The organism is Bacillus sp. YH3-2-B2 (assembly GCF_053663335.1).
The window spans coordinates 556486-582039 of sequence record NZ_JBSJQE010000002.1 but is presented as its reverse complement, the minus strand read 5'-3'; the positions used below and the strand labels follow the sequence as shown (position 1 = coordinate 582039).

Here is a 25554-nt window from a genome sequence, read left to right as displayed (position 1 = left end):
GGCATTCTATTTCATATTCACCATGTCAGGCATTGTCTTTCTTTTTGTCTGCTTCTTTTTTGGCCATGTACAGCCCTCCGGCCACCAGCGATACGACATCCAATCCAACGATAAAATACGTTTCGGTGTAACCCTTTAAATAGGATGCGAAAAGCAGTGCGGCTGTGAGAGCGATCGCCACATAGTGGTTAAACGTGACGCGCGTAAAAAGGACGACCAGCATAAAAGGGAAACATAATGCAAAAACGGCTTTTGTAATCACAAAAACCCTCCTCGGGAATTCTTCATCTCATCTGATTATAGTAAAAAATGAAGAATCGGACAATCGTTCCCCTGCTATCACAATACCCTTTTTCAGCAGTCTTCAATCATCTGTCAAAAAAAATGTGAATATAAATCCATTGAACCATTAACCAGATGAATCGAACTACCTTTCTTCAGCCGAAAGGATGAGAAGGTTTAGGTCTTTGTATCTTTGACAGTTTCTTCCTCCCTCTTTACAATGTAATGATAGTGTTTACTATCATTTTCTTGGATGAAGAAAAAAGGGGGTCATACCGCATGTATTCAGTGCGATTTCAAAAAGCGGAAGAATCGAGCCGCTCTGCAGGAGCAAAAGGAATGAACCTGATTAAACTGACGAAAAACGGGCTGCCCGTTCCCGGCGGTTTCATCATTCAGACGAATGCCCTGACACGTTTTATGGAAGACAACGGGCTTCAAGCAGATCAGGAACAGCTGGAGCGCGCCATTATGAACGGCACGTTTTCAAAAGAGCTTCGGGAGGAACTGACAGCGTCGTTTTATGAATTGAGAGAATCATACGCCTCTGTCGCCGTACGTTCCTCCTCCGCGTCCGAAGATCTTGAAGGCGCTTCTTTCGCGGGCCAGTACGAAACCTATTTAAATATCAAAACAGAAGAAGAGTTTCTCGGAAAAGTGAAAGAGTGCTGGGCTTCCTTCTTCTCGGCGCGGGTCAGCGGTTATAAAGAGAAAATGAACAATGACACCGCAGAACCGTTAATGGGCGTTGTCGTGCAAGGTCTGATCAATTCCGAGGTTTCAGGGGTTATTTTCAGCCGCAACCCCGTCACACATGATGACGGAGAACTGATGATCAGCGCGAGCTACGGCCTCGGAGAAGCAATCGTCTCCGGCAGCGTGACACCCGACACATTTATCGTCAATAAAGACACATTTCAGATTGAGAAAGAAATCGGCTTAAAAGAAATGTATATCGTCTCTAAAGACGAAGGCGTGACGGAAAAAGAGACGTCCGCTGACATGAGAAGCCGCTTCTGCCTTGATGACGAGAGCGTCAAAGAGCTTGCCATGCTGACAATAAAGACGGAGGAACTGTACGGTTATCCCGTGGATCTCGAATTCGGATTTGCCGAAAATAAGCTGTATCTGCTTCAGACCAGACCGATTACAACGATCGCGCAGGATCAGAAAGCGGCAGACGAAGAACGGGAATTTATCATGACGCCCCGGGATCAGAAAGATTTTTGGCTCAATATGGAGGCCAATATAGAAGGTCCCGTCAGCCCGTTATTCGCTTCACTCATTGTGCCGGCTTTGGAATACGGCCTCAAAGAGAGCACGAAGGCCTTCCCTGTGATGGGCATCGAGATTGAGCGTGTCAAACTTCATCAGGGCCATGTTTTTTCCAGACAGCATAAGACGGACGACAAGCTGCCCGCAGAACAGTTAGAAGCGCTTTTCCCCGTCTTGGCTGACCGCATGTATGATATTATTCAGGAAACCTTTCTGCCTTTTTATCAAAAGCTGGACGAACTGGCGCATACAGACCATACACCGGAGACTGCTCTTGATGCGTTCCGAAACCTGCAAGACTTCTATTTAAAAGGATACGAAGAACATTTCAATATTGTCTTTCCGCAGGTTGCGTTAAACATGATACTGGAATCTATGTACGGACAGGTTGAGAAAGAAAACACCTCCCTTCTGTATGAAATGCTGGCCGGCGTCATGAATAAGTCATTGGAGACCGACAGACAGCTCTGGCTGCTTTCCGGACAAGTAAAAGACAGCCCTGAACTGCGGCGCGTCTTTACGGTTTCTCATGCCGATGAGCTGCATCAGACGCTTCTGCAATCAAATGAGGGAAAACGCTTTCTCGAACAAGTCGGCGAATTTTTACAGGAATACGGCTGGAGATCCGTGAAAAGTCATGATCTCATTGAACAAACTTGGGCGGAAAACCCTTATTTCGCTTTGGCCAACATTCAGAACTATGTCCGGAACGGATACGATTTTGACAGTGAGTTTCATAAAACGATAGAAAAACGAAAACAGCTCTACGCCGACTTTATGGATAGAATTGAAGATGACGGCTTCCGGGAGACGTTTGACCGCTATTATCAGTGGACATTGTCTTCATCCGTCATCAAAGATGATCACCATTTTTATATTGATGCGATGCTGGACGCCAAAGCGCGCCTTTGCCTTCTGAAAATCGGCGAGCTGCTTCAAAAACAAGGCGTAATCGATGATCGGGAGGATATGTGGTACTTATACAGCGATGAAGTCGAGAAAGCGCTGGCGTCGCCGGTTCCGATGCAGGAAAAAGCCGCTGAACGAAAACAGCTCTTCCAGCAATATCAATTGCTTGAAGCCCCCGCTTATCTCGGGACTCCGACTTCGGAACAGCTGAAAACGGCTGAACAGATTACCGGCTCCATCACAGAAGATGAAAAAAACACTGAACATCAAATTTACGGACTTGCAGCGTCAAGCGGAATCGCAAGCGGACCGGTGAAAGTCATTCGTGACGCAAGTGAATTTTCCCGTTTTTCAACAGGAGACGTGCTTGTCTGCAAAATGACGACACCGCTGTGGACCAGTCTGTTCCAAGATGCAAAGGCCGTCATTACGGACACGGGCGGCATCCTGTCACATGCGGCGATCATCGCGAGAGAATACGGGCTCCCGGCCGTTCTCGGCACACGTGCCGCGACTGACAGGCTCAACGACGGAGATATCGTCACGGTAGACGGGACAAACGGCAAGATTACGATTGTCAAACGCGCTTCATGCTAGGTTTCCCTCTTTATTGACGGGCAGGGCGGGTGTATACTTGTCCTGCCAGTATTTACGCGAGGTGAAACATGTTGAGAACGACGAACAAGAGAATTATTGACGCCGCGATGAATCTGATCATCCAAAAAGGATACCGCGCAGCGACAACAAAGGAAATCGCAGAAAAAGCAAAAGTAAGCGAAGCAACGATTTTCCGTAATTTTAAAAACAAACAAGGATTAATGAAAGCCATGATTGAACAGCAGACGCCGGTTCCGGAAAGCATGATCACCAAGGCGGAAGGCGATCTGTATGAGGATCTTCTTCATTTCGCCACGACCCTTCTGCAGCAATTGGAACAAAAAAAAGAAGTATTCCGCATCTGCCTGCGCGAACCGGAACTATTCGAAGACGTCCTGCAGGATATTGTCGTATATCCGCAATCCGTGAAAAAGCATTTAATCGTTTACTTTAAGGAGCTGACAAAGAAAAATATGATAAGCCCCGGCAGCGAAGAAGCTAATGCAGACGTCTTTATGACGATGATTTTCGGTTATTTTATACACCGGCTGCAGCTGGGGAAAAGAGTCATTACTCTCTCTGAGGAAACGATGCTGAAACACAGCACTGAGATTTTCATGAAAGGCATTACCGGCCGGTCACTTTCCGGCTCCAAGGAGGATGAAGGATGGGTTCAAAGAAAGAATGGGCGCTGATCGTTTCGCTTTTGCTGGGAGCCATACTCGTTCCCATCAATTCTACGATGATCGCAGTCGCCCTTTCATCCATTTCCCGCTCATTCAGCGAATCAATTGCCAGCATCACATGGGTAGTGACCGTGTACTTAATCGTGATGGCCGTGACACAGCCCATTGCCGGCAAACTCGGTGATATGTACGGAAACAAAAAAATGTATTTATGGGGCGTCGGCCTTTTTCTCATCGCATCATTGGGGTGCGCCCTCTCGCCAAGTCTTTTCTTATTGATTTTCTTCCGGGCGCTTCAGGCTGCCGGCGGCGCTTTGCTTACGCCAAACAGCATCGCCATCATCCGCCATGTCGTGTCTGAAAAACGGCTTCCGAAAGTATTCGGCTTTTTCGGCCTCGGCGCCGGGCTGGGCGCGGCTCTCGGTCCGTTTATCGGCTCTCTATTAATTGAGAGCTTCAGCTGGCATTCGATCTTTTGGGTCAACATTCCGTTTCTTGCGATCGCACTCGTGACGGCATTAATGATGTTTCCTAAATATAAAGAAGAAACGTCTGACGCACCGCTTGATATCATCGGGTCCGTTTTGCTTGCCGGAAGCATTGTATCTATTATTCTTCTGACGAAAAATGAAAGCTCTTTGGGCTATTGGGTGTACGCGCTGCTCATTCTCGTATTTGTTCCGCTATTTTTCAGGCGGGAGCTTCGCACGAAACATCCGATTATTGATTTTGATCTATTTAAAAACACGACCTTTACGAGCGCCAATCTGTCGGTTCTGTTAAGCAATTTAATGATGTACGCCGTTTTATTGATTATGCCGCTCTTTATGACCGGCCACTTCAGCATGAACACGTCGCACAGCGGCATGGCGCTGTCAGTCTTTTCTGTTTTCATGTCCGCCAGCAACTGGGGCGGAGCTCAGCTGCATCAGAAATGGGGCGCGCGAAGAATGATTTTTCTGTCCTTCGGGCTGATGGCCGTAGCCAATCTCTTATTTTTGCTTTTGGTTTATTCCCATTCCGTTCCGTTTCTTATGGCATCGCTTATTGTAGGAGGCATCGCGTCAGGTGCGGGGCTGACGAGCATGCAGGTATCTTCTCTTGCGACGGTAGAACCGGGCATGTCCGGCATCGCATCCGGGATTTTCTCCACCTTCCGTTATTTCGGAAGCATTATTTCTTCAGCACTGATCGGTTTAATCTCCGGGTTTCATATTCTGTTTATCATATTGATCGGAGTTTCTGTGATCGGCTTGTTCGTATCGCTTGGAATTAAGTCCGGGGAAACCGTTCAGACGAAAAAAAGCCATTCGGCATAACGAAAAAGGTTCCGTAAGCATCTGCTTTCCGGAACCTTTTCTAGTTTTCCTTCTTCATTTTCTCTCTCAAAGTGTCACCGCACTCCCCCGATGCATAGAGTATCGCAATGCGGTTTTGCTCTATGAGATTCTTTTTATTTAAAAGAGAAAAGGGGAATGTAAATGGCTGAGAATCCAGATCAAATTCGCCCGCTGGCACCGTCTCTTACGATCACGGCCGTTCAAAACAGCATAGAAGGAACAGCGTCAGATCTCGTTCTTACCTATTCGCCGAATTCCGTGCTTTCGTTAGGCGGAGTCGTATTCCGTCTGCCTGAAGGGTTTACCGCGACAACGAATGACACCCTCAACAACAATAACTTAACTTCTTCACAACTATCAGAAGGCGGCAGAAAAGTCACTTTGCCATTGACGCTTGATCTTCTCGGACTTGCCCAGTTCACGCTTGTGCTGAAAAACAAAACACTCCCGGCGCCAGGCACGTATACCTTTTCTGCAGAGAATACGGTGCTGATCATCGGTTCGCTTCTGCCGGCTTCCGCGGATCTTACTGTGAACCCGGCAGCTTTTGCGTATGTGACCAACTATTTAAGCAACCATGTCGGCGTCATCAATAAAATGACCGGCACGGTTTCAAGTGTCATTCCGGTGGGAGCAGCACCGCTGGGCATCACGATAACGCCTGACGGCAGATTTCTGTACGTCTGTAATTCGGGAGAAAACAGCGTATCCGTTCTCTCAACCGAGACAAATAGCGAGGTCGGGAGAATCCCGGCAGGCGCGTCTCCTTATAAAATCGCCGCTTCGCCAAACGGAAACTTTATATACGTCACCAACCAGCAAAGCAGCAATGTATATGTGATCAGCACACAAACCAATACCGTCACCTCAGTCATCCCCGTCGGCCTTCTGCCGACAGGCATCGCCGTATCGCCGAACGGACAGCTTGTCTATGTGCTGAATACCAATACAAACACCGTTTCAATCATCCGCACGTCAGACAATACAGTGGCGGCAACCATTATTATGCCGTACAGCTCCCCTTCAGATGCCGTCTTTTCGCCAGACGGAAGCAAGGCTTATATGACAAACCTTAACAGCAACAATCTCGCCATCATTGATACCGGTACAAACACGATCATTGATACCGTCAATTCGGAGCTGAATCCGCTCGGTGTCACGGTAACGCCTGACGGGGCGAAAGTGTATATTTTAAATTCGAGCAGCAGCACCGTATCTGTGCTGGATACAGCTGCAAACACGATCACCGCGGTTATTCCGGTCGGTCTGTATCCGTTCAGCGCCAAACCGGCAGCTGACGGAACACGTATCTTCGTCACGAATTTTTTCAGCAATCTGATTTCCATCATCGACACGGCATCCGATACCGTCGTCGGCACCATTACCTCAGTATTGTATCCGGCTGACATCGTAATCCGGCCGTAAAAAAAGCCCGGCCGCCGTGTTGTTAGCGGCACCGGGCTCTTTTATAATGCTGTCATTTCTTCGTGCTCGTGTTCATCCTGCACGAATAAAATACCTAATTCATGATGTTCGCCTTCATAGGACGCGCGCTGATCAAACCGGATTTCACCATTCAGGCCGATGATCTCCATTTTTACAAATGCGCGGTTCTTTTGAAGTGCTTCATAAAAATCCGATACATGCTTCACGGGGATGCCGTTTACTTTCGTAATAATCTCACCAATCTTCAGCTCAAGATCGTCCGCGGGTGTATTCGGAATGATGCCGAGCACCATTAAGCCCTGATCCCGCTTAGAGAAATAAAACGGAGCCGCGTTATCGTTCAGCCGCTGTCTCAATGATAAAAACAGGCGTCCGAGCACCGCAATACAAGCGGCAGCTCCGGCAAGCGGAGTCCACCAAAGGGCAGCTGCCCCGAATGCGGTCACGATAACCCCGAGAATCATGACACGTTTCGCCGTTATCCTTATGCTGACTTCCGGAAGTGACCCCTGCACACGCTGTCCGAAGCCGGCGATATAAGGAATCCAGATCAAATGGAAAGAGCCGCCCGGCACGGTAAAGACAGGCCACCAAGAAAGGTGGGACTCAAGCCCGCTGCCCGGCACCAATAAGAAAAGCGGAAGCAGCCATGCGCGATTCGCCAATTGTCGGCCGATGGGCAGGCCTCTGCTGCTGACGACAAGCGCCGGAGATGTTTTCAGATGCGCTGAACGGCAGGCAGCCGCTCCCTCCGTGATAATCAAAAGGCCCATAAACACGGCCGCCGACGCCCAATTCACACCGAATGCCTGCGGAAACCGATCCGCAAACGGCACTGTGTGGGTATACTGAAGGATAAACGCAATGAACATGCCGGCGCTGACAATATAAGCTGAGGACAGCCAATTCATACGGAACGTCAGCGAAGCCAAAGCCGTCACGGCCGCGATTATGCCGAGAAGACCGAATGGAATCGAAATTCCCAGTCCAAAAAATAATATGGAGAGAAGAATACCCGGTATAAGTCCTTTTATGTATGTAAAGATAAGCTCGTCATACATATCCGCGATTTTTGTATGAAACGTATGGCGTTCACGTTTGATCCGCAAATATCCGCATGCGAGACTTATGATGATAAAAAACCAGAACATCGGGTGCAAAAAAAACAGACCGATACTTTTCAGAAGTTCAATTCCCCATTGAACAGACACTGCTTTCACCGCCTCAAGCCAAACATTTTAATTCTATTCTACCAAATAATCATTGGCTTGAATATCTCAAACGTCTATCTCTCTTCCGTCATCCACAGCGTTACATTTGAGAGAGAGAAATCTTTCAGATAGTGGTCAACCTCCACCTCGATCACGCCGCTGATCAGAAGCATGGACCGCTTAATATCCGTCAGATTGATTCCTAAACGTTTATGGTTTTTCATTAAGTAAGTGAAATAATGCTTCGCACACTCTTCATTGATTTCGTGAACGCATTCAACATTTGTGTAATTGACCAGGTATCTGCTGAACAGCATAAGAAGACTTAGTGCTTTTGTTGATGAAAATGTAACGTCTTTTGTTCTGTCTTTTAGTTGTTCCACTAATTCATAATATTTTTTTTCACGCACAATACTTGCCCTCTTCAATTGTGAACCCCCATTTTTTTATCCAGATAAGCACGGGTGATTACAGCTGCCGTGCTGAAGCGCCGCAAACACTTCTGCTTTCGATACTGAAATGCAGCTGCCAAACTAAAACTGTTCTCTATTAGAACCTTCTTTTATTGTAAGAACTAAAACTGACTGAGGCAACTTTCAAAAGTTTCATTTTGAATACATATTAACTCGGCATAAAGTCTCTCTTCTCTATAAATATCGGGTAATGTTTGTCCTTTATAAATGTTTAAATGTGAAAATTTTTTTAATATCTTGTCAAAACCGTCATAATTATATGTCTTTTGGTTCATTTTTTACGAATGACAAAAGAAATAGGAGACGCAAAAAACGCCTCCTTTTCATTTATTTTACAAATAATGATTTTAACGCCATTTGCAGCTGCAAATCATTTTTTTCGTCAGATTTCTTCTCATTCATCAGCTGATTCATTTTTTCCGCTGTCTTTTTATCAATGACTGCTGTTTTATCAAGCTTGTACCGGTCTTGAAACGCCAGAACGGCTTTTTTCATTGTTTTGCTGAAATAGCCGTCCGCTCTGCCCGGGTCGAAGCCTAGGCCTTTCAGCAGGATTTGGGCGTGTTTGACATCCGCGCTGTTCATATCAGGCTGAAGCGGCTGTTTCAGCTGAAGCGGTCCCGCCGCAAAATAATCCGGCTGGCTCACGGCGATTGTCGGAGCAATGCCTTTTTTGTGAATCCAATTGCCTTTCGGTGTCAGCCATTTGTAAAGCGTCAATTTAATGTTGCTCCCGTCTCCCATAGGCACGGCCTGCTGAACCGTTCCTTTACCGAAAGAAGTGTCGCCGACAACGTCATAATGTCCCGCTTCTTTTAACGCGCCCGCAAGAATTTCTGAAGCGGAGGCGCTTCCTTTATCTGTTATAATATTGACGGGATACGGCTTCTTATGTTTTAAGGTTGAGAAATATTGTTTTTTATCGCCGTTACGCTCCGCAATTTGGATATACGGCATGTCTTTTGTGATGAAATGCTTTAAAATTTGTTCGACGCTTTGAAGGTAGCCGCCGGGATTCCCCCTTACATCAAGGACGAGACCGTCAATCCCTTGTTTTTCAAGCTTTTTCAGCGCCGCGGCGAAGTCCTCGGCGGTATGCTCGGAAAATGTCGATATGCCGATGTAGCCGACATGATGACCGCCTGATTCTTTGCGGGAAGCAAATACGGTTTCAAGCGGGATTTCCGCTCTTTTAATCCGGAATGACAGCTGTTTTTCAGTACCCGGACGCTGTATTTTAATAGAAACCTTCGATCCTTTTTTTCCTCTGATTTTCAGCACGGCTTCGTTTAAATCTTTCCCGTTCATTGACACGCCGTTTATACTGATGATTTCATCATTCGGCTTGAGGCCCGCTTTTTCCGCCGGAGATTGCTTAAACGGTGATACGATAATGATTTTATTGTCTTTCATACCGACTTCAGCGCCGATCCCTTCGAAAGAAGAATCAAGAGAATCAGAAAACTGCTTAGCGGTCTGCTTGTCCATATAAACGGAATAAGGGTCGTTTAATGTAGACAGCATCCCCTGAATCGCTCCTTCAAGAAGCTTTTCTTTATCTACATTTTCCACATATTCGTTCGAGATCAGCTCATATGCTTTTTCGATTTTTTCCATTGCCCGGGTTCTTTCTGCGTCTGATGAATTCGGCTGTGCCGCCCCGGCAATATGGGCTCCGCCGCACATCATGCTTAGGGCCGCTATCACTGCGATCATTTTCTGCTTCATCGTTTACCTCCTCTTAGTCCTTTTACGAAAACCTGGAGATAGTATGTGTAAATTGCAAAGAATTCATGTAACGGCAACAAAAAAATGAAAATGCGAGATTGTTTCATATATATGGGTGACGTATAATATTTTGTATGCAATTCATTATATATACAGGAGAATGCGATATGAAAATAAAATTATCGATTTTATCCGCGGCGGTTCTGGCCGCAGGCATTACCGCCTTTGTCTGGCCAAAAACAGAGGCCAATGAGAAAACGCAGACGGACGCCTTGTATGTTTCTCCCGCAGGCAGCGACCAAAATGAAGGAACGAAAGAAAAGCCGTTCCGCACATTAAAACATGCTGCTGAAAAGGCAGAGGCCGGAACAACCGTATTGATTCGGGAAGGGACATATGATGAAACGTTTGAAGTAAAGCACAGCGGCACGGCCGAAAAGCCGATTACATTTCGGAACTATCAGAATGAGCATGTCGCCATCAGCGGCAAATCTGCGCCAAAAAGCGATTCTGAAACTCCGTTAATTCAAATCCGCAATAAACAGTACATTACCATTCACGGCATTACGCTTGAGAATCTCTCCGTATCATCAGAAGATGCGACGGCCATGGGGATCTGCGTCACCGGATCAAGCAGTCATATCAACATTGACGGCAACCATATCCGGAACATTAAAACCACGGCTGATGAAGGAAACGCACACGGCATCGCATTTTACGGCACAGGCGCCATGAAGGATGTCAGCATCACAAATAATACGGTTGAAAAACTGACGCTCGGCGCAAGCGAAGCGGTCGTGCTGAACGGAAATGTTGACGGATTTAAGATTGCCGGCAATACCATCCGGGACAATAACAATATCGGGATTGACGTGATCGGATACGAAGGAACATCCAAGCAAAACGACTATGCGCGAAACGGCATCATTGAAAACAATACGGTGAGCCATAACTCTTCTTACGGAAATCCCGCTTACGGAGATGAATATTCAGCGGGCGGTATTTACGTTGACGGCGCAGAACATGTGGACATTAAGAAAAACACCGTTTACAACAATGACCTTGGGATTGAAGCCACCTCTGAGCATAAAGGGAAATACGCACGAGATATCCGGATCACGGATAACAAGGTGTACGGCAATGCTTATACCGGTATTTCAATCGGAGGCTATGACACGAAACGCGGCGGCACCATCAATTCGGTGATCGCTCACAACATCATGTACCGAAATGACACGAAGGACCTTGACGGCGGCCAGCTGCTCCTGCAGTACGGCACAAAAGGGAACACGATCGAAAAAAACATCATGACGGCAAGCGATTCACGGATTTTTATCGCAAATGATTTTACGAAAAACGAAGAAAATACCGTTAATCATAACGTCTATCACAAAGAAGAGGGAAAAGACGGTATCTGGAATTGGAAGAACAGAGAATATGATTCATTCACAGCGTACCGAAAAGGAACGGCAAACGATTCGGATTCCATTTATGCGGACCCGATGTACCGAGACGAATCGTCTTATGACTTTACATTAAAGCCCGGATCACCGGCCCTGCCCGTCATTCAGTAACGAGACCATTAAAAAAAGCCAGTCTATATCAGACTGGCTTTTGTATTTATACACGAAGGAATTTCCGGATGGAAGTCAGACTTCCCCATACCCCGATCACCGCGCCGATCAGAATGAGCACAAGTGATACTTGGAACACAAACGGACTGTACGGCAGAAGTGAAACAAATGATCCCTGAACTTTCGGGGCCACCCAAGCGACCATCGACTGGTACGTACTCAGCACGAGAGCGATCGGTATGACAGAACCGAATACCCCCAGCAGCAGTCCTTCCAGGAAGAACGGCCAGCGGATAAACCAGTTTGTCGCGCCGACAAGCTTCATGATTTCAATCTCTTTTCTTCTGGCGAAAATCGTGATTTTAATCGTATTCGAAATTAAGAACATCGCCGTGAACAGAAGGCCGATGATTAACGCAATCCCGATGTTGCGTGACACCCCGACGATCTTAAACAGACGGCTGACTTCTTCTTTCCCGTATGTCACTTTATACACATGATCAAGCTTCTCAATTTTTTTCGCGACTTTCGGCGTATCATGCGGATCTGTCGTTTTGACGATAAACGCGTTGTTCAGCGGGTTTTCCTGATCTTGCATTTTCATGGCCTTTCCGCTGTCGCCGAAGCTTTTGACCAATTGATCAAGCTCTTTATCTTTAGATGAAAACTCTACGCTTTGGATTCCTGAAATGTCTTTTATCTCATTCTGCAGCGTATCCTGCGTTTTCTTATTTGACGTCAGATCGATTAATACTTTAATTTCCACTTCTTTTTCAGCATTTTTAGCCATGTTGTTTAAATTCAGCATAATGACTAAAAACACGCCGACCAAAATCAATGTAACGGTAACGGCACTGATGGATGCAAATGTCATCCACGTGTTTCTTCCGAGAGATTTAAAACTCTCACGCAAATGGCGCCCGAGAATTTTAATCATAAGAACCATACTCCCCTCTTGACTCATCACGCACAATAATTCCGTCTTCGATCGCGATGACCCGTTTCTTCATGGTGTTTACTATTTCTTTATTGTGTGTCGCCATCACGACGGTCGTTCCGCGGTTATTAATCTCTTCCAGTGTCTTCATCACTTCCCATGATGTTACCGGATCAAGGTTGCCCGTCGGTTCGTCAGCTATCACGACGTCAGGATTGTTGACGATGGATCTTGCGATGGAAACACGCTGCTGTTCTCCTCCGGAAAGCTGGTCGGGAAACTGCCGCGCTTTATGCTTCAGCTGCACAAGATCGAGCACTTCGAGCACGCGTTTTTTAATGACTGACTGCTGCTCTCCGATAACCTCAAGCGCAAACGCTACGTTTTCAAATACCGTCAATTTCGGAAGAAGTTTGAAATCCTGGAAAACAACACCTATTTTACGCCGCACGAAAGGAATCTCTTTTTCTTTCACAGCCGCGAGATCTTTATGATTAATCAATATTTGCCCTTTTGTCGGTTTTTCTTCTCTGTAAATCATTTTAATAAAAGTAGATTTACCGGCTCCGCTCGGTCCTACGACATATACAAATTCTCCGGGATGAATCATGACTGACAGCCCGTTAATCGCTTTTACACCGTTCGGATAGGATTTATATACTTCTTTCATCTCTATCATGAAATCACCTAATCTTTTATTTATGTCTTGCAGCCATAGAGTTCGCAAACGTACAGCGGTTTATGGCCGATTCGTCAGGAAACAGATGAAAAATCTGAAAGTTCCTTTTCCTCAGTACACTTCATTATACGTCAAATTTAGACATATTACTATTACAGTTTCTTTTCATTCCCAGACCGAGAAAAAACCTTGCCCCTATAACAGGCAAGGTTTTTCTGTTATTTTTTCTGTAACAGCCATTTTGCGATCTTCGCGGCTTCCTCATCATTTACAAGATGGCTCGGCATATTGCCGCGTCCGTTTTTAATGATGCTTTCAATTTTAGCTTCATCATACTTCCCGCCGACTTCCTGTAAATTCGGACCTCCGCCGCCTTCTAAGTCTTTACCGTGACAGCCGATACAGCTTTGCTGATAAAGCTCTTCGCCCGCTGACGCAGATGCCTTTGATCCGCCTGAGCTGTCAGAGCTTTCTTTTTTCGATTCATTGGATCCGCCGCATGCCGCCAGCAGGACGGACATGGTCAGAACCAGCGCCAGCAGCGCCCATTTTGATTTCATATGTAAGATGCACCCCTTCGCTATTATAACCTCGTTTACGCGCGTTTGAAACCCTCGCCGAGCACCTCGCTTGCGTCTGCGACAATGACAAAGGCTGACTCATCAATTTGTTTGACGATTTGTTTCAGTTTTGTGAATTCGGTCTGACCGACGACACACATTAAGATCGGCCGGTCATGTTCCGTATACCCGCCGACTGCGGAGATCTTCGTCACACCCCTGTCGATTTCTTTAAACACAGCCGATCTGACTGCTTCTTCATGCTGCGTAATGATTAAAGCCATTTTGGAGCGGTTGAACCCGACCTGCACGACATCAATCGTTTTGCTCGAAATAAATACCCCGAGCATCGCATACAGTCCCTGCTCCACTCCGAAAACGAGCATCGCACTCAGCACAATTAATCCGTCCATGATGGCAAGGCACGTTCCCAGCGACAGCCCCGTGTATTTGTGAATGATCTGCGCCGCCAGAGCCGTTCCCCCTGTTGAGCCTTTGCCGAGATACACGATGCCGATTCCCGTTCCGATCCCGACGCCTCCGAAAATCGCCGCCAGCAGTTCATGGGTCGTCGCGGCAGGCAGATCTCTTGTTAAAAAGACGGCGAGCGGCAGAACGATGGAACCGACCAGTGTCTTCATTCCGAACTTCCCGCCGAGAATGATCACTCCGGCGATAAACAAAGGGATGTTAATAATCCACTGCACGTAAGCCGGTTCAAAACCAAACGTTTCTAAAATGGTGCTGATCCCGCTTACTCCCCCCGCTGCTATACGGTTCGGCAGCAAAAATACGTTAAACACGACCCCCGTAATCGCCGCGCCGATCATGATATATATGTAATCTTTGATCAGACGGAGCGGCTTATTGTGATTCACATCCATGCAAAATCCTCCGTTCTCCGATTTTCTCTCGATAGCATTTTAAGTCTTCCCGGCTTAGAAGTAAATAACAGCCAAATACCGTATTAATTTGCTAAAGCGCTGTTGTGAAAAATGGAAAAAGAGAACGGATAAAAAAACACACCTTGCCAAAGGCAGGTGTGTTCCCGGATTACGACAGTTTAGAACGTAAATAGGCGTCAATGAAGATATCGATATCTCCGTCCATAACCGCCTGCACGTTCCCCATTTCCGTATTGGTGCGGTGGTCTTTCACCATGGAGTACGGATGGAAGACGTACGAGCGGATTTGGCTGCCCCAGCCGATTTCTTTCTGTTCGCCGCGGATTTCGTCAAGCTCCGCCTGCTGTTCTTCAATTCTGCGCTGATACAGCTTCGCTTTGAGCATTTTCATCGCCCGGTCGCGGTTTTTGATTTGTGAGCGTTCCGTCTGGCACGTGACGACTACATTTGTCGGCAGGTGGGTGATCCGAACGGCTGAATCAGTCGTATTGACGTGCTGTCCGCCGGCACCGCTCGCCCGGTACGTATCAACTTTAATATCTTCGGTACGAATATCAATGTCGATTTCTTCATTGAATTCAGGCATGACTTCACATGACACGAATGACGTGTGACGGCGGCCTGATGAATCAAATGGAGAAATCCGCACGAGACGGTGTACGCCTTTTTCCGCTTTTAAATAGCCGTATGCATTGTGACCTTTAATAAGCAGTGTGACAGACTTAATTCCTGCTTCATCTCCCGGGAGATAATCAAGCGTTTCAACTTTGAAGCCGCGTCTTTCCGCCCAGCGGGTATACATTCTGAGCAGCATGGAACCCCAGTCCTGAGATTCCGTACCGCCGGCGCCCGGGTGAAGTTCTAAAATCGCATTATTTTTGTCATATGGTTCACTGAGCAGCAGCTGAAGCTCAAATTCATTCAATTCCTTCGTTAATGACTTCAGCTCTTTCTCAAGCTCTTGCTGAAGGTCCTGGTCAGGTTCTTCTTTTAAAAGATCATGTGTCATTTGCAGCTCTTCGTGAGACTCGCTCAGCTGATGATAGGAGTTCACGTATTCTTTCAGACCGTTCGCTTCGTTGATGACGGTTTGGGCCTTCTGCTGGTCATTCCAGAATTCCGGTTCCGCCATCTTTTCATCTAATTCTGCAATGCGGGCTTCCTTTGATTCGAGGTCAAAGAGACCCCCTGAAGTCCGCTAAACGAGAAGCCATATTTTCGAGCTCTGCCCTGATTTCTGATAATTCCATTCCATTCACCTCATTAAAAGATCCGGGGCGCCATAAGACGCAGACCCGGTCATGTTCGCTTCATACAGTCCAGACTATTCTGTCCGGCCGCAGCAATTTTTATATTTTTTTCCGCTTCCGCAATGGCAAGGCGCGTTGCGTCCGATATCCACAACTTTGCGGACCGGCGCTTTTTTCGCTTGTTTGGCCTCATCGCCGTCCTGCGGCTGATGAGCCGTCGTTTGGCCCTGAACAACTTCTTCACGTTCCAAATTGCTTTCAATCTCGGCCTTCATGACGAATTTCGCAACTTCGTCCTCAATGGACTCAATCATGTGCTCAAACATTGCGAAACCTTCCATTTGATATTCACGCAGCGGATTTGTCTGCGCATAAGCGCGAAGGTGAATCCCTTGACGCAGCTGATCCATCGCATCAATATGATCCATCCATTTTGAATCAACGGCACGCAATACGATGACTTTTTCAAATTCACGCATCTGCTCCGTACCGAAATTCTCTTCTTTTTCATTATATTTTGTCATGATGCGGTCCATGATCATCTCATGCATTTCATCCGGTTCTTTTCCGAAGATATCGCTCTTTTCAAGCGCGCCTTCATCAAGATACGTTGAATTCACCAGCTCCACGAGGCCGTCAAGATTCCATTCTTCCGGAAGCTCCTCTTTCGGCGTATAAGCGGCAATCGCACGCTCCAGAGAAGACTTGATCATGCCTTCCACAATGTCGCGCAGGTTTTCAGAGTCAATGACTTCAAAACGCTGCTTGTAAATGACTTCGCGCTGCTGACGGAGCACGTCGTCATATTGAAGAAGCTGTTTACGTGAATCGAAGTTGTTTCCTTCGACACGTTTTTGAGATGATTCCACGGCGCGTGACACCATTTTGCTCTGAATCGGCGTGGAGTCATCCATACCGAACCGGTCAAGCATCGCCATCGTCCGTTCAGCTCCGAAACGGCGCATCAATTCATCCTCCATTGAAAGATAAAATTGTGTGATGCCCGGGTCTCCCTGACGTCCTGAACGTCCGCGGAGCTGATTGTCAATCCGGCGGGATTCGTGGCGTTCCGTACCGACGACTGCAAGACCGCCAAGCTCTTTTACGCCTTCGCCGAGTTTAATGTCGGTTCCGCGTCCCGCCATGTTGGTTGCAATCGTGACAGCGCCTTTTTGTCCCGCTTCTTCAATAATCTGAGCTTCACGCTCATGGTTTTTGGCATTCAGCACCTGATGCGGAATCCCTTTGTTTTTCAGAAGTTTAGAAATCAATTCAGACGTTTCAACGGCAACCGTACCGACAAGAACCGGCTGTCCGGTCATGTAGCGCTGGGCGACATCCTCCGCCACCGCCTTGAATTTCCCTTCCATTGAGCGGTAGATCAAGTCCGGACGGTCGTCACGGATGACCGGCTGGTTGGTCGGGATGGATACAACCTGCATGTTATAAATATTGCGGAATTCTTCCTCTTCCGTTTTTGCGGTACCGGTCATACCGGCCAGCTTTTCGTACATACGGAAATAGTTTTGGAACGTAATCGTCGCCAATGTCATGCTTTCATTTTGAATCTCCAGGCCTTCTTTCGCCTCAATTGCCTGGTGAAGACCTTCGCTGTAGCGGCGTCCTTTCATCAGACGGCCGGTGAAGGAATCAACGATGACGACCTGGCCGTCCTCAACAACATAATCCACGTCTTTCTGCATCGCCGCATGGGCTTTTAAAGCCTGGTTGATATGGTGGTTCAAGGCCACGTTTTTGACATCAAACAGGTTGTCGATGCCGAACGTTTTTTCAGCCTTCGTCATTCCTTCTTCCGTCAGCTGAACGCCTTTCGTTTTGACGTCATACGTATAATCCTGATCTTTCTTGAGTGTGCGGACAAACGCATTTGCCTGCACGTACAGTTTTGTGGACTTCTGAGCTTGTCCGGAAATAATCAATGGCGTTCTCGCTTCATCGACTAAAATTGAATCGACTTCATCAATAACGGCAAAATGAAGCGGGCGCTGCACCATTTGTTCTTTATAGAGCACCATGTTGTCACGCAAATAATCAAAGCCGAGTTCATTGTTCGTTGAATACGTGATATCGGCTGCGTAGGCTTCGCGTTTTTCGTCTTTTGACAACGAATTCAGGTTCAGGCCGACTGTAAGCCCGAGAAACTCGAAAATTTCTCCCATTTGCTGGGCATCACGGCTGGCCAGATATTCGTTGACCGTTACGACGTGAACGCCTTTTCCCGTTAACGCGTTTAAATATACCGGAAGGGTGGACGTCAGCGTTTTCCCTTCCCCTGTTTTCATTTCTGCGATATTCCCCTCATGAAGGGCAAGGCCCCCCATGAGCTGCACTTTAAACGGGAACATGCCGGTTACGCGGCGGGAAGCTTCACGAACGACGGCAAACGCTTCGACAAGAAGGTCATCCGTCGTTTCTCCTTTTTCAAGCCGCTCTTTAAATTCTGCCGTTTTATTTTTAAGCGCCTCGTCAGAAAGATTTTCATAATCTCCTCTTACGGCATCAATGTCATTTGCTATTTTTTCGTATTTGTTCAGCGCACGTTTGGTCGGATCAAACATTTTATTTAAAATCCCAAGCATCTATAACGCTCCTCTATGTTCACATGCAGATTTTGCATGGAATAAATGATAATTTTCTGTCCATGTATACCTCTCATTATCATAACATACCTTTTGCTATTTCCAAAGAATTTGCAGATAAAGATAGAGAAAAACCTTCCGCGCGTTCACGGAAGGCTGGATGGGTTTATTCAGTCGGTTCAATTAATCCGTATTTGCCGTCATTTCTGCGGTAAACGACATTTGTGAGATTCGTCTCCGCGTTGGTGAATACGAAGAAATTATGTCCGAGCATATTCATTTGGAGAATCGCTTCTTCATTATCCATCGGTTTTAAATTAAAACGCTTTTGACGGACAATTTCCGGGCTGTCATCTTCAATTTCGTCCTGAACCGCTACGCCCGTATCAGCAGCGCTGCCGTTCTCGAAATAATGTTTCGGAAGACCCTGCTCGCGGAATTTTCGGTTGACTTTTGTTTTATGCTTTCGGATTTGACGTTCCAGCTTGTTTGTTGCGAGATCAATTGCATTGTACATATCCTCGTTATGCACTTCAGAACGAAGCGCCAGATCAGTCATCGGAATGGTGACTTCAACTTTGGATTCCTTATCGTTATAGAATTTTAAGTTGACGTTCACATCGGCATTGACGCTCTGCTCGAAATATCGTTCCAGCTTGCCGATTTTTCTCTCCACATGATCCTTTAACGCAGGTGTAACCTCAATGTTTTCTCCTCTGATATTGTAGTTCATCAAAGAACGCCTCCCTTTATCTAAGGATATGTAACTATTTCTCTTTTACCCCTTCTGATCCCTGCTGAAACGTTAAAATAATGTGTAAATTCGGTGAACGATGACGAATGGTGTCGGTTTTATCCGGCAGCGTCCGGCAGGATTATAAGTATATGCAAAGGACGCAGGCAAAAGACCTGCCGCTTGCAGCAGGTCTAGTGAAGAACATACGGTTTGATGCAGTCGTGCGTCTGCTCCATCCATAGCTTATAATGCGGCAGAAAGATGGTTTTTAAAAACTCCTGAAAAGGGGCGGACGGGAAATCATAATCATTTAACATGCTGAAATCCTGAAAGATCTCGTCAAATGAGCGGATCGCCGTCTCCACGCATCGGCACTCAATGATAGACAACAGAAGCGCATGAGAAGAATCGAGATGAAAAAAAGCCTGAATCAAATCGTTGTAAATCCGCTCGCCCTCCGTCTTAAAAAAATCGTCCTGCGTGTCCAACAGGTAGCAAAGCCCCTCATCAATCGTAAAAAGAAGCTGGTAATAGGCTGACACCAAATGGTAATCGTTCAAACTTCTCAAAACACTCACCTATTTGCGTTTGTCGTAATAACGGCCGTCACTTGTCGTTTGCTGATACGGATTGAAATACGTATTATGGTAGATTCGTTTTTTCTTAAGCGTTTTTATTTCATTTCGGATACCATCCTGAATCCGTTTCACTTCGCCGGTAATCAGACGGTCCATCGCGGCCACCTGCTGAAGAAGCGTTTTTTCTTCTTCGGAAAAAGGCGGCTTTATGCCCGCAAGCATCTCCTCCCTTTTCTCCGTAAATGCCGTAACGCTGCTGATGAGACCGTCGCTTTCCGGGGCGTCCTTCAGTGCGGCGTACATGTTCTTCGTTTCGTTATACAAAGAAAAGACATTGCTGTTCATCAGGCAAGGCCGCCCGCGCCATGGCTGTTTTTCCGTTCACTCTGCATGGCCTGCTTCCACGTGTCGCGAAATTCAGTAACGAGCTTTTCCGCTTCATCTAAAAACTCTCCGTTATTCTGCACGTTCGCATCGATCAGCCGGCGGCGGATGTAATCATAGATTGATGACATCTGCTCAGAAATCTCAATCTCCCGGTTTAACGTGATGCTGAGCTCTTGAATGATGTTTTGCGCCTTTACGATATTTTCATTTTTGGCTTCAAGGTTGTTTTGCTTCATCGCCTGCCTTGCCAGCTTAATGAATCGCAGGCAGCCGTTATAAAGCATAAGGGTCAGCTCTTCCGGAGCGGCTGTAAAGACGGATGTCTGCTGGTAAGCAGCAAAAGGATTATTTATTGCCATTTTTATAAAACCTCCAAGGTTATGATGTTGAAGATCCTAACATTGACGTGAGATATGAAGATTGGCTGTTCAATTTCTCCAATGCCGTATCCAGTGCGCTGAACTTTTTATAATATCTCGTCTCGATGTCATCCAGCTTCGTTTTCATATTGGAAATATTTGTTTCTATTTCATCCAGGCTTTTTCCAATGGCAAAGCTGGTTGATACCGAGCTTTCCGTACCCGCCTGTTTTGAAATTTGGGTCTGCATTTTGTTTAATGTGTCTTTTAATCTCCGGGCAATCCCCTGTTCCTCCGGGTTTTTGATAGTCTTACCGGTTGAGCTGTCTGTAATCGTACTTGTACTGTCTGCATTAAACAGTTTAGCCACGAGAGAGGGGTTCTCGGTAATTTTCTGTTTCAGTTTCGCTTCGTCTTTAATGACAAGCTTTCCTTGATCCGTATAACTATCAGACGTCTCAATTCCGAAATCGGCAAGCTGATATTTTTTCCCGTCAATCGTAACGGTTGAGTACAGATCAAGCCGCATCTCCGCCAAACCGTTCTGCAGCGTGCTGTCACTCCGTAATAAACCGCTTTTAGCTTTTGCCTCCCACTGCTCAATCTGCTTATCGGTCATTGCTTCTCTTTGTTCATCGGTTAGCGGCTTATAATCGCGGTATTTTGATTCTGTCACCTTCTCGTTTGCGCTTTTAATTAACGTATTGTATTTATCAACGAAATCTTTAATGTTGTTAAAAATGCCGTCCGTATCAGTCGTGCTGTTAATCGTAACCGTTTTGTTGCTGTCCGTCACGCTGTTCAGCGTGTATTTGATGCCGTTGATCGTAAAGTTATTTGACGTTTTTGTCATTTCAAGCCCGTTGAACGTAAACTTCGCGTTTTTCCCTTCGGCATTGGCCGTCAGTTCATTTGTTGCATCATCAACGGCAAAACCGAGCTGATCTTTCAGAAAGCTTTTGGTCGCGTCATCACCTGCTGAAAGGGTAAACCCTTCCCCCGTTTTATTGGAAGTGAACGCAATCGTGTCCACATAATCCGAGCCGTTAGAGATTTTCTCTTTTAAAGCCGTCACTCCGAGACCCGAGCTGTTCAGTTTGGTGACCACATCATCAATCGTATCGGTTGCGGCGATCGTGACGTTTACCTCAGTCGGCTTCGTTTCACCCGGATTTGTGACATTGAATTTCAATGTTTGGCTCTGACCCGAAGTGAAATTGATAGCGCCCGATGATTTATATGTCGTCGGCGTAGCCAGCTGCTGTACAGACATGCTCGTTGAAATATTCTGTTCAGCACTGACAGCCACCGCGCTGACACTGGAATCCGAACTTGTTATTGTTTTTTTATTCCAGTTTGTGGACATCAGCATATTATTAAATGTAGTAGAATACATGTCGGCAATCTGGGTATTCATTTCCCGATAAGCATCGCGCTTCCATTCAAGCGTCTGCTTTTGCTGGTTTAATTTATTAAGCGGCTGCTTTTCGGCATCCATCATTTTTTTCACCAGAGAATCTACATCAAGACCGGAATTAAGGCCTGTGATTCTTGTGACCATATGTACCCTCTCCTTTTCGGCGTTTAGTCGTAGACGGCTCTATGACAACAGTGAGTTTCCGACTGTTTATCATATCACAGCTCCATAAATGTATGATCTTATTCTTATATCGGTCATATTAAAAGGTTTTCAATAATTTAACTGCAAAATATAATGTTTCATTTTGTCAATAGGGTTCTTTGGCTTGCTGAAGGAGGAGTTAGCTGAAGAAATAAAAAAAGACCCTGGAGAACCAGGATCTTTCCGTCATTAACCTTTAAGCAATTGAAGAACTTGCTGAGGCTGTTGGTTAGCTTGCGCAAGCATAGCTTGAGAAGCCTGAGTAAGGATGTTGTTTTTCGTGTACTCCATCATCTCAGAAGCCATGTCTACGTCACGGATACGTGATTCAGCAGAAGTCAGGTTCTCAGAAGAAGTACCAAGGTTGTTGATTGTGTGCTCTAAACGGTTTTGAACCGCACCAAGTTTAGCGCGCTCGCTAGATACTGTGTCGATAGCTGTTTTGATTGTTGTAAGAGCAGTAGATGCTGCCTCCGCAGAAGTAGAGATATCAATTCCTTTAGTAGCATCCCCAACAGCAAGACTTTCAGAATCCATTTTATTAATTGAAAGCTTCATAGTTTGACCTTCATTGGCACCGATTTGGAAAGTCAGGTCAGTTGCTGTACCATCAAGTAATTTCTTTGTGTTGAATTCTGTGTCTGTAGAAATTCTAGTTACTTCAGAAGAAAGCTGATCCATTTCTTTTTGTAACTCAGCACGGTCAGAAGTAGTGTTCGTGTCGTTAGCCGCTTGTGTAGCAAGCTCGCTCATACGCTGAAGAATGCTGTGAGTTTCGTTCAATGCACCCTCAGCCGTTTGGATAAGAGAGATTCCGTCTTGAGCGTTTTTAGACGCCATGTCTAAACCGCGGATTTGAGAACGCATTTTTTCAGAGATCGCAAGACCCGCAGCGTCATCACCAGCGCGGTTGATGCGAAGACCTGAAGATAATTTTTCCATGTTTTTTGCAGCAGAGTTTGAACCTGCATTCAGCTGACGGCTAGTGTTAAGAGCCGCGATATTGTGGTTGATTCTCATTTTGTATTTCCTCCCTGAATTGTTTTTCGCACGTCCTTGTGCATTTGCGCAGCGTCATTTCTGAAGAAAATTTTTCCTCTCATTGGCTACAATATATATATCGGATGGCCGCTTCTATTGTTTATATTGAAAATAAAAAAATCCTCACTTTTTTTGTGAGGATAAGTTAAGTAATAAATCAGTATTAAAAGATACGGCTCTGTTGTTCTCTTCCAGGATCGACAAGTAGATTTCTTTCCGGTGAATATCTACGTGCTGAGGCGCTTCAATTCCCAGCTTCACTTGTTCTCCTTCGATAGCGATCACCTTTATTTCAATATCCGGCCCGATCTGAATGGACTCATTCACTTTTCTTGAGAGAACTAGCATGATCCTCCTCCTATCAGATGTTTTGTTTCATAGGAAGCATCATGTAAAATGATTTGTTTCGCCTTCATTTCCTTTTTATTGACGATAATCGGCGCTTTTAAATTGGCGGTCGTGTTTTCAAAAGGCTCTTCCAGCGTTAAAATCGCCATCACTTCGACGTCCTCTATATCTTCAATGTGCAAAAGCTCAAGCGTCGCTTGGTCAATGTCAAATTCGTACCCTTTAAAGAAAATAAACGGACTGGCGACAATAAAGGCGATGTGCTCCTGTTTCACAGACTGCAGCGCCAAAAACGGTGAATCTTCCGACAAAGGAAGAACAACAAATTGAGTCTCTTCATTAAATCCCGGCAGGCCGTTTTCAAATGAGATAATCTGCCCTTCATCTATTCTGATTTCTCCGTGATATTTTGTTTTAATTATCATGCTTCACAATCCTTTACCACTTTCATCTTTTATTCTGCGTTACCATCATCAACCGAAATCGTCACCTTAGGGTCTTGCATCATATCAATCTGAACTTTCTCCGGCGTATAATTCCATACAGGTTTATTGACGGCTGCTTCAATTGAAGGTTTGCGGGCTTCAATATCAATCGTAAGCTTTGAAGGAATGCAGTCAATGTCGACGAGAAACTGCGCAGGCAGAAAGTCGCTGAATTCGCCGAATGGATCGGGCGGACTGACATCTGCTGCCTGCCGGGCCATCACATTGCCCGTTTTCTTTTCGATAGCCGCCATTTCCTTCCCTTCCCTGACTGTTTTTGCGATAAACTCGCTGCAGGCTTCCGCACCTTTTTGAGCGGCTTCAGCGTTCAGCTTTTCAAATGATTTGAGATTCAAGTTCTCCCACGCCCTCGTCTGGTCAATCGTCAGTTTGGCCGGCGTGCTTTCAATGTTCAGCTCTGCCGGCGGCTGCTCGATTTCCAGGTCAGCGGGCGGCTGTTCCATCTCGATTTCTTCCTTTTGAAAGGTTATACCGATTTTAGCAGGCACACTGTCAATAATCAATCTCGGCATCTGCACAGAGATCCCTCCTATTTATAGTATTTTAGTAAAAAAAGCGATCTCCCTGTTGTGAGTCGCTTTTTTATATATTGAAGACGATAGTTATATTATTTCAGGAAGTCGATCAGTGACGGCTGAATGATATTCGCATTCACTGACAGCGCTGCTCTATGAACCGTCTGTTGAGATAAATAATCAACAATTACATCTTCCATTTCTACATCCTCATTATCCGACAATACTTTTTCAGCGGTTGCCGCTTGTGATTCCAATCTTGTCTGAATGAGTTCCAACCGGTTTGTGCGTGCGCCGATATTGGATTTTTCAGCATTCATTTTGTCAGTAAAACCGTCGATATCTGACAGAATTTGATTTGAATCTGCTTCGGACAGCGTGCCTTTGCTTAAAGAAGCTTCTAAGGAGTTGAGAAATTCAAATACATTATCTCCATTTTGTGCGACGCCTCCGAAAGCTGAGTTTGGATCAGAATTCACTTTCAGCACTGCTCCGTTTGAGATGTTGATGTTAACATCCGAAGCACCGGTATAATTCTCATAGTTGTACGTATATGTGCCGTCGGCATTTTCAGTGATCGGCGGGACGTCTGAATTTGTTCCGTTAAACAGATAACGTCCGTTTACCTGAGTATTCGCGACAGAAACGAGCTGCTTTTTCAGCTGGCCGATTTCTGTACCGATTGCTTTCAATTCTGTTTCACCGTTCGAATCACTTTTCGCCTGAACCATCAAATCCCGGATTTTCCCCATAATATCCGTTTCCGAGTTTACGCTTGATTCCGAGTTTTCCAGCCATGTAAAACCTTGCGAAACATTCCGCTGATACTGGTTTACCTGCGCAAGCTGAGTACGGTACTGCATTCCCTTCATTGCGACGACCGGATCATCAGAAGCTTTCGTGATTTTTTTCCCCGTAGACACTTGCTGCTGAAGCCGATCGAGCTTGTCATAACTTGAGCCGATAAATCGAAGAGAATTTTTTGCGATCATCCCTTGAGTTACTCTCATT

Annotated in this window: 25 protein-coding genes; 5 read left to right on the top strand and 20 right to left on the bottom strand. The window is 45.9% G+C overall.

The genetic code is table 11. The features are described from left to right. Window positions 1–25: 25 nt before the first annotated feature. Window positions 26–262 carry a CsbA family protein gene (locus ACWJJX_RS07885; protein ID WP_003151438.1) on the bottom strand — a complete coding sequence of 79 codons (237 nt, stop codon included), beginning with the start codon at window positions 260–262 and terminating at the stop codon, window positions 26–28. 299 nt (window positions 263–561) lie between these two features. On the opposite strand from ACWJJX_RS07885, the gene ACWJJX_RS07880 reads away from it, so the two are divergent. The 4 genes from ACWJJX_RS07880 to ACWJJX_RS07865 all read left to right on the top strand — a co-directional run bounded on the left by ACWJJX_RS07880 (window position 562) and on the right by ACWJJX_RS07865 (window position 6514). After that, on the top strand, window positions 562–3063 hold the full coding sequence (locus tag ACWJJX_RS07880) for a PEP/pyruvate-binding domain-containing protein (RefSeq protein WP_454022873.1): 2502 nt from the start codon (window positions 562–564) through the stop codon (window positions 3061–3063). A 71-nt stretch (window positions 3064–3134) separates the two neighbouring features. Further along, window positions 3135–3758 (top strand): TetR/AcrR family transcriptional regulator, encoded by a 624-nt coding sequence (locus tag ACWJJX_RS07875; RefSeq protein WP_201489087.1) that lies wholly within the window; start codon window positions 3135–3137, stop codon window positions 3756–3758. Next, on the top strand, window positions 3731–5068 hold the full coding sequence (locus tag ACWJJX_RS07870; RefSeq protein WP_063636489.1) for an MFS transporter: 1338 nt from the start codon (window positions 3731–3733) through the stop codon (window positions 5066–5068). The genes ACWJJX_RS07875 and ACWJJX_RS07870 overlap by 28 nt, the downstream gene beginning before the upstream one ends. Window positions 5069–5230: 162 nt before the next feature. Continuing rightward, on the top strand, window positions 5231–6514 hold the full coding sequence (locus tag ACWJJX_RS07865; protein WP_079898227.1) for a BslA/BslB family hydrophobin: 1284 nt from the start codon (window positions 5231–5233) through the stop codon (window positions 6512–6514). 41 nt (window positions 6515–6555) lie between these two features. On the opposite strand, the gene ACWJJX_RS07860 is transcribed toward ACWJJX_RS07865, so the two are convergent. The 3 genes from ACWJJX_RS07860 to ctpB form a co-directional block, all read right to left on the bottom strand. Then, entirely contained in the window at window positions 6556–7746 is a 1191-nt protein-coding gene (locus tag ACWJJX_RS07860) for a S1C family serine protease (protein ID WP_039063710.1), read from the bottom strand. 74 nt (window positions 7747–7820) lie between these two features. Continuing rightward, window positions 7821–8174 carry a swarming motility protein SwrAA gene (gene swrA / locus ACWJJX_RS07855; protein ID WP_014305920.1) on the bottom strand — a complete coding sequence of 118 codons (354 nt, stop codon included), beginning with the start codon at window positions 8172–8174 and terminating at the stop codon, window positions 7821–7823. A gap of 372 nt (window positions 8175–8546) precedes the next feature. After that, entirely contained in the window at window positions 8547–9908 is a 1362-nt protein-coding gene (gene ctpB, locus ACWJJX_RS07850; protein WP_369719121.1) for a carboxy-terminal processing protease CtpB, read from the bottom strand. Between the two features lie 206 nt (window positions 9909–10114). Between ctpB and ACWJJX_RS07845 the strand changes: the two genes are divergently transcribed. After that, complete coding sequence (locus ACWJJX_RS07845; RefSeq protein WP_071392356.1) at window positions 10115–11521, top strand: right-handed parallel beta-helix repeat-containing protein; 1407 nt, start codon at window positions 10115–10117, stop codon at window positions 11519–11521. A 46-nt stretch (window positions 11522–11567) separates the two neighbouring features. On the opposite strand, the gene ftsX is transcribed toward ACWJJX_RS07845, so the two are convergent. The 16 genes from ftsX to flgL form a co-directional block, all read right to left on the bottom strand. Beyond that, complete coding sequence (ftsX, locus tag ACWJJX_RS07840) at window positions 11568–12458, bottom strand: permease-like cell division protein FtsX (RefSeq protein ID WP_013353766.1); 891 nt, start codon at window positions 12456–12458, stop codon at window positions 11568–11570. Continuing rightward, window positions 12451–13137 (bottom strand): cell division ATP-binding protein FtsE, encoded by a 687-nt coding sequence (gene ftsE, locus ACWJJX_RS07835; RefSeq protein ID WP_003151418.1) that lies wholly within the window; start codon window positions 13135–13137, stop codon window positions 12451–12453. The genes ftsX and ftsE overlap by 8 nt, the downstream gene beginning before the upstream one ends. A 218-nt stretch (window positions 13138–13355) precedes the next feature. After that, entirely contained in the window at window positions 13356–13697 is a 342-nt protein-coding gene (gene cccB / locus ACWJJX_RS07830; protein WP_454022872.1) for a cytochrome c551, read from the bottom strand. Between the two features lie 35 nt (window positions 13698–13732). After that, complete coding sequence (locus ACWJJX_RS07825) at window positions 13733–14581, bottom strand: YitT family protein (protein WP_058906389.1); 849 nt, start codon at window positions 14579–14581, stop codon at window positions 13733–13735. A 169-nt stretch (window positions 14582–14750) separates the two neighbouring features. Beyond that, window positions 14751–15852 (bottom strand): peptide chain release factor 2 gene (prfB, locus tag ACWJJX_RS07820; RefSeq protein WP_096034905.1). Its coding sequence is split into 2 segments (ribosomal slippage): window positions 14751–15779 and window positions 15781–15852, totalling 1101 coding nucleotides; the frame shifts between segments, so codons are not numbered across the junction. Window positions 15853–15926: 74 nt separating this feature from the next. Next, window positions 15927–18452, bottom strand: coding sequence for a preprotein translocase subunit SecA (gene secA / locus ACWJJX_RS07815; RefSeq protein WP_173612794.1), 2526 nt, complete (start codon window positions 18450–18452; stop codon window positions 15927–15929). A gap of 166 nt (window positions 18453–18618) precedes the next feature. Next, window positions 18619–19185, bottom strand: coding sequence for a ribosome hibernation-promoting factor, HPF/YfiA family (hpf, locus tag ACWJJX_RS07810; RefSeq protein WP_003151413.1), 567 nt, complete (start codon window positions 19183–19185; stop codon window positions 18619–18621). A gap of 194 nt (window positions 19186–19379) precedes the next feature. After that, window positions 19380–19757, bottom strand: a complete 378-nt coding sequence (locus ACWJJX_RS07805; protein ID WP_003151412.1) for a hypothetical protein — start codon at window positions 19755–19757, stop codon at window positions 19380–19382. Between the two features lie 9 nt (window positions 19758–19766). After that, window positions 19767–20111, bottom strand: coding sequence for a flagella biosynthesis regulatory protein FliT (gene fliT, locus ACWJJX_RS07800; protein ID WP_003151410.1), 345 nt, complete (start codon window positions 20109–20111; stop codon window positions 19767–19769). Further along, on the bottom strand, window positions 20111–20512 hold the full coding sequence (gene fliS / locus ACWJJX_RS07795) for a flagellar export chaperone FliS (protein ID WP_003151407.1): 402 nt from the start codon (window positions 20510–20512) through the stop codon (window positions 20111–20113). The genes fliT and fliS overlap by 1 nt, the downstream gene beginning before the upstream one ends. Before the next feature lie 19 nt (window positions 20513–20531). Continuing rightward, a complete protein-coding gene (locus ACWJJX_RS07790) occupies window positions 20532–22073 on the bottom strand; it encodes a flagellar hook-associated protein 2 (RefSeq protein ID WP_173612793.1) in 1542 nt (513 codons plus the stop codon). Window positions 22074–22322: 249 nt separating this feature from the next. Further along, the gene (gene hag / locus ACWJJX_RS07785) at window positions 22323–23153 is read right to left on the bottom strand and encodes a flagellin Hag (RefSeq protein WP_038460035.1); all 831 of its coding nucleotides are present in this window, start codon (window positions 23151–23153) and stop codon (window positions 22323–22325) included. Between the two features lie 144 nt (window positions 23154–23297). Then, window positions 23298–23522, bottom strand: coding sequence for a carbon storage regulator CsrA (csrA, locus tag ACWJJX_RS07780; protein ID WP_003151402.1), 225 nt, complete (start codon window positions 23520–23522; stop codon window positions 23298–23300). Then, window positions 23516–23947, bottom strand: a complete 432-nt coding sequence (fliW, locus tag ACWJJX_RS07775; protein ID WP_060657507.1) for a flagellar assembly protein FliW — start codon at window positions 23945–23947, stop codon at window positions 23516–23518. The genes csrA and fliW overlap by 7 nt, the downstream gene beginning before the upstream one ends. A gap of 29 nt (window positions 23948–23976) precedes the next feature. Further along, entirely contained in the window at window positions 23977–24546 is a 570-nt protein-coding gene (locus ACWJJX_RS07770) for a DUF6470 family protein (protein ID WP_146284023.1), read from the bottom strand. Window positions 24547–24635: 89 nt separating this feature from the next. Continuing rightward, window positions 24636–25553, bottom strand: a complete 918-nt coding sequence (flgL, locus tag ACWJJX_RS07765; protein WP_003151396.1) for a flagellar hook-associated protein FlgL — start codon at window positions 25551–25553, stop codon at window positions 24636–24638. Window position 25554 lies beyond the last annotated feature (1 nt).